The following is a 1165-nucleotide window of genomic DNA, read 5'->3' as shown; positions in this document are numbered from 1 at the left end:
TCGCCGGATCTCTCCGAATCCGGCGTCGGCGATCTTCCTTGCCAGGCGCCGATTGCGGAGCATCCCGGCGACATTCAGGTCTTCGACCACCACCGTGCCGTACTCGGCGCTGATCGCGGTAGTGAGTTTGTGCAGGCGTCGGTACGCAGGTTCGCCACCTGGTGGTGTACGCGGTTACGTTCCGTGTTGGCTTTCAGCCACCGTTTCGAGGGCGTCTGGCCGGTGCGCCGGTCCGGCCCTTGACGGCGGGAAACCCGCCGGGACAGGCGTTTGAGGGCGTTCAGGGCGGTGTCGTAGTGCGCCGGGTTGGGCACGTGGCGGATCTCGCCTTGACTGTCGGCGAGGACGGCGAGGCATTTCACGCCCAGGTCCACCCCGACCGCGACGTCCGGGCGGGCCGGGGTGCGCTCGGCGCGTTCGACCTCGACTTGGAAGGAGACGAACCAGCGCCCGCGCTCGAACCTCACAGTGGCGGAGAGGATGCGGGCGCTGCCGCCCGCGATACGGCGCTCAAGCTTGCGTGTGGATTCGTGGGTGCGGATCGTGCCCAGTCTGGGCAGGGTGACATGACGGCGGTCCGGCTCCACGCGGATCGTGCCGGTGGTGAATCGGCAGGCCAAGCGCGCCTTGTGTTTCGACTTCCGGCGGGGCACACCCATCCGCCCGCCCTTGCGCTGCCCACGCTTGGACTTGGCGTAGTTGTCAAACGCCGCGGCGGCGTTGGCGAGGCCGGTGTTGTAGGCCTCCTTGGAGTTCTCCGCCCACCAGTCGGCAAACCGCGGATCGCTGCGCTTGACCTGATTGAACGCCTTACGCAGGGCCGGTAGCGACCACGGCCGCCACTCGGTCAACTCCGGCCCGGCGAGCCCGTAGGACTCTTCGGCGCGGCGCTGCCACCACGACGCCGACACCCAGCCCACCGCCCAGTTGTAGGCCGCGCGGGCTGCGCCGCAGTGCGAGCGCAGCGCCTGCTCCTGCGCGGCGTTGGGGTCCAGAGCGAACCGGTACGCCTGCACCACGAAGCCCGGCTGCGGCTGGAACTTCTTCACCCGGCCTCCGCCGCGGCAAGCAGTGCGGCGTCGGCCCGGTGTCGGGCCGACCGGCGCCCGTACAGGCGGGCGCACATCGAGGTCAGCACCTCGGTCATGTCCCGCACCAGATCATC

1 protein-coding gene and 1 pseudogene are annotated in these 1165 nt (G+C 69.5%); both read right to left on the bottom strand.

Translation table 11 applies throughout. The features are described 5' to 3' along the window. Positions 1-74 precede the first annotated feature (74 nt). Positions 75-1049: an IS607 family element RNA-guided endonuclease TnpB gene (tnpB, locus tag SLP03_RS31390; RefSeq protein WP_319464258.1), complete on the bottom strand. Its 975-nt coding sequence runs from the start codon at positions 1047-1049 to the stop codon at positions 75-77. Beyond that, positions 1046-1165 (bottom strand): annotated as a pseudogene (locus SLP03_RS31385) (IS607 family transposase); the annotation flags it as partial. The gene tnpB and the pseudogene SLP03_RS31385, both read right to left, overlap by 4 nt.

It is taken from the genome of Micromonospora sp. RTP1Z1, assembly GCF_033804685.1.
GTDB lineage: Bacteria > Actinomycetota > Actinomycetes > Mycobacteriales > Micromonosporaceae > Micromonospora.
Note: the sequence above shows the minus strand (reverse complement) of the source record. Positions and strands in the feature narration are given on the sequence as shown.